The sequence below is a fragment of the Kribbella sp. genome (assembly GCF_035687465.1).
Classification (GTDB): Bacteria; Actinomycetota; Actinomycetes; order Propionibacteriales; family Kribbellaceae; genus Kribbella.
Genome location: NZ_DASRXP010000128.1, coordinates 1 through 4,149, shown reverse-complemented (window position 1 = coordinate 4,149; position 4,149 = coordinate 1). Strand labels below are relative to the sequence as shown.

At 66.1% G+C, this 4,149-nt stretch carries 3 protein-coding genes; 2 read left to right on the top strand and 1 reads right to left on the bottom strand.

Annotated features, from left to right (window positions below):
- Positions 1-96: 96 nt before the first annotated feature.
- Both VFG33_RS06630 and VFG33_RS06625 read left to right on the top strand, forming a co-directional pair.
- Positions 97-486 (top strand): effector-associated constant component EACC1, encoded by a 390-nt coding sequence (locus tag VFG33_RS06630; protein WP_325023491.1) that lies wholly within the window; start codon positions 97-99, stop codon positions 484-486.
- Between the two features lie 4 nt (positions 487-490).
- A complete protein-coding gene (locus VFG33_RS06625) occupies positions 491-3,379 on the top strand; it encodes a caspase, EACC1-associated type (protein WP_325023489.1) in 2,889 nt (962 codons plus the stop codon).
- A 216-nt stretch (positions 3,380-3,595) separates the two neighbouring features.
- Here VFG33_RS06625 and VFG33_RS06620 read toward each other — a convergent pair.
- Positions 3,596-4,149, bottom strand: a 554-nt coding sequence (locus VFG33_RS06620; protein WP_414672930.1) for an alpha/beta fold hydrolase, incomplete at its 5' end; no start/stop codon positions are given.

Genomic DNA, 4,149 nt, shown 5'->3' with positions numbered 1-4,149 from the left:
CGCTACGGACTGTTAGTGGAAGGTGCTTGTGGGTGGGGGGTGGGTCGAGGATGATGTGGCGCGGAGGGGTTCGGGCGTCGATGGGTGGGGGAGTTCGTGGGGCGGACTGACGATGGTGGCGCGCGGTGGGTCGAGCTGGTCGTGCTGCCGGATGACGAGCTGGATTTCGAGCGGGCCGATCGGCTGGCCCGGCAGTTGCGCAGGGAGCTGGTCGAGCAGGATCTCGAGGTACGGGCTGTTGCGGCGGATGCGCCTGAGGGCAGCAAGGGGGATGTGGCAACGTTCGGGGCGATCGCGGTCGCGCTCGTCGGTGCGGGTGGCATGATCCCGGCGTTGATCGCCGTACTGCACGACTGGCTCGGGCGACGGACCGGTCCCGACCGGATCCAGGTCAGGATCGGGGACAGGTCGATGGAGCTCGACCGGCCGACGTTCGCCGAGCGGCAGCAGCTCCTCGAGGTCTTCCTCAACACGGCGGACGAGTAGTCCGGTGGGCCGCCGGCTGGCGTTGTTGGTCGCCACCTACGAGTACGAGGACACCGGCCTCAGACGCCTGACCACGCCGGCCCAGGACGCGGAATCACTCGCGGCCGTGCTGGAGGATCCGGCGATCGCGGGATTCGACGTACAGATCCTGCTGAACGCGCCGACGCACGAGGTCGGACTGGCGATCTCGGAGTTCTACAGGGACAGTCGCCGCGACGATCTCACTTTGCTGTACTTCACCGGCCACGGGCTCAAGGACGACAGCGGTCGGCTCTACCTCGCGATGAAGAACACCCAGCGCGGCAACCTGCGGTTCACCGGGTTATCGGCCGAGTTGATCGACGAGGCGATGAACGACAGTCCGTCGCGGCAGAAGGTGCTGATCCTCGACTGTTGCTACAGCGGTGCGTATGCGACCCAGCAGTTCGCCAAGGCGGACTCGGCCGTCCACACGCTTGAGAAATTCCAGGGTCGCGCCCGGACGGTGTTGACTGCTTCCGACGCCACGCAGTACGCGTTCGAAGGCAGCACGATCCACGGTGAAGCCACCGAGTCGGTCTTCACTCGTCACCTGGTCGCGGGCCTGCGCGACGGCAGCGCCGACCTCGATCACGACGGCGACATCACCCTCGACGAGCTCTACAGCTACGTCTACGAACGCGTCATCGCCGAGCAGCCCAACCAGCGACCCAAGCGCCTCGACAACGTCGAGGGCCGCACGATCATCGCGGCGAACGTCAACTGGGCGCTGCCTACCTACATCGATGCCGCGATCACCAGCTCGATCAGTCCCGACCGACTCGTCGCCGTCGAGTCGCTCGGTCAGTTGCTTCGAGCAAACAACGACGCAGTACGCCGTACTGCGCGCGCCCGGCTGGAGGTCCTTGCCCAGGACAACAGCACCGAAGTCGCCACAGCAGCACAAGCCCGGCTGGACGCGCCCGAGCTCCCACCTCCGGTGGTCACATCTGAAGGGACTCGCGCGGTCCGGAGCTACGGCCAGGACCCGATCACCATCAGAGGCGCCTTGCGGGCCACGGCTCGTCGTTGGCGGGGGAGGATCGTCGGACCGCCGCTCTCCAGCGTTGTTCCCCTGCTGTCCGCGCTGGCGGCTCTCGCCCTGACGGCGGGCGTCGTCCTGGGCTTCGCAGACGGGGGCTGGGAAACCGGCTACGCCTGGTATCTCACCGCGGCTGCGGTGGCCGCAGTCATCTCGTTCGGCTTTGTTCTGCGGCGACGCCTCGCCTTTACCGCCGGTCTATTGATTCCAGTACTGGTCGGTGGTCTGTGGCTGGCCAGTTGGCACGCCCATTGGTTGTCCCCTTCCGGCGACGGCAATCTCGAAGTACCGACCGTTTGGCTCTCCGCTGTCGGGCAGGCTCTCTGGATCGCGGCCGCCGTGGTGAGCGTCATCCACCTTCGGCGCGCGAACGGCCTGGCGATCCGCTGGACATGGCCGGCCGACCGACGCGAGTGGATCGCCCTCGGGTTGGGGGTCGCGGCGACGATCGCCTTGCTTGTCATCGTGATCGAGCAGATCTACCACTCGGGACGTCCGCTGTTCTGGGGTTCGTCGGACACCGGGTTCAACAACTGGCGGGACGTTCTCTGGAACGTCCTCTCCATCCTGACGGTGGAACTCGCGCTCGCAGGGCCGCTCGCCGCCGTCCTGCTCACCCCAAGGAATCTCCGATCACTGTTCCTCGGCGGGTGGATGCTCGGGGCAACTGTCTGCTGGCTGGGCATCTTCCGGACCGAGGACGGCTTCGCGTCACCCACGGCTGCGGCCGCCGGGTTGGCTGCAGCCTGGCTCCTCCTGGCGGGACTCGTCGTCGTGGACAGCAGACGGGACCGCCCAGTTGCGGACGCACCGGAGCTTGGCGGGCGGCGATGGGTCGTGATCGGAGCGTTGGTGCTGCCTGTCCTGCTGATCGCGGGTTATCAGGCGGCCGGTTCGACTGCACCCAGGGCACCGCAGGATCCGTTCTTCTCCTCGCTGGCGATGAACCAGGACGGGACGATCCTGTACGGCGCTGATGTCGTCAACGACACGGTGGTCAAGATCGACACCCTCAGCCGGCAACGGATCGGCGAGCCGCTCGAGGTCGGTCTCGACCCGATCGACTTCGTCCTGGCTGTGAAACATCAGCGGATGTACGTCGCGAACGCGCGATCGAACTCGGTGTCCATGGTCGATCTGGCGACCTGGAAGGTTGTCGGTGAGCAGATTCCCGTGGCCGAGCAACCGACGAGGCTGGCGCTCAGCCCGGACGAGAACACGCTTTTCGCTCTCAGCCCGACGTCGAACACCATGACTGTTGTCGATACCCAGACCGCCAAGGCCGTCGGCGCCCCGGTGGGAGTCGGAGCCGATCCGAGTGATCTCCTGGTCGCCGAGGGCAAGATCTTCGTCACCCCCAACGGCGATGGCAGAGCCGTGACGGTCCTCGACGCGAACACCAGACAACCGATCGGTACTCCGCTCAGGTTGGACCAGCAAACCGGTACGCCGATCCTGGGTACCGGCAAGCGCCTGTACGCCGCGGCGGAGGGCGGCGTGGTCATCATCGACACGAGCAAGGCGATTCCGACGGTCTCGACCCAGCCGGTCGACATCACCGCATCACGCAGCGTGCTCAGCTCGGACGGCCGCTTCCTCTACACCCACAAGTCGACCGGCACCGGCACGACGGCCCGTGAACAGCTGATCACTATCGACACCTCATCGTGGCAGATAGTTCGCAGCCTGAACGTCGACTGGGACGGCCTCGGATCCCTCGTCGTCAGCCCGGACGGTTTCCGGATCTATGCCAGCACCTTCTTCACCGACGGAATCGACACCATCGACACCACCAGCAACAAGTCCATCGGCACCATCAAGATCCCGGGCTAGCTACAGCAGCAGGAACTCGTGATGTTCGGCGTCTGGCCCGGACCGCTGCCACTCACCAACCTCGACAGATCAGCTCCGGCCAGGCGTGCGCAGGCGTGCTCTCGGGACGAAGGGGCGGGTTGATGAGTGGTGGCGGTCCGGGCGCATGCCGCGAGGCCGACCATCGCGGGGATGATCGGCGTCGCGGGGATGAGCAGTCAGCAGGGGATGGGTCGGTCAGCGGAGGGTGGCGAAGAAGGTGCGGAGGTCGGCGGTAATGTCTTCGGGGCGTTCAAGGCTGGCGAAGTGGCCGCCCTCGGGGAAGTTGGACCAGTGGACGATGTTGGAGTTGTCGCGCTCGGCCAGTGGCCGGATGGTCTTGAAGTCGTCGGCGAAGACCACGACACCGGTGGGGGCGGAGTTGATCGCGGGCTCGGTGCCGGCGTGGCTCTCTTCGAAGTGGTAGCGGCCGGCTGCTGCCGAGGAGTTGGTGAACCAGTAGACGGAGACCTCGGTCAGGATCTGCTCGGGAGTGACCAGGCTGGTGCCGTTGCCGAAGTTGTTGAAGAGCTCGTTCCAGGCCAGCTGTCCGACGGGGGAGTCGGAGATGCCGACGGCAACGGTCTGTGGGCGGGTGGAGTTGATCGCGTTGTAGCCGCCGACCGACTGGAACCACTCCAGGTGCTGCAGCGCCGCGTAGTCCTCCGGCGTGAACTTCTCGAACTCGGACGGGTCGCCCGACGGGAACGAGAACAGCTGGAGGACGTGTAGGCCGAGGAAGCCGGGAGGGT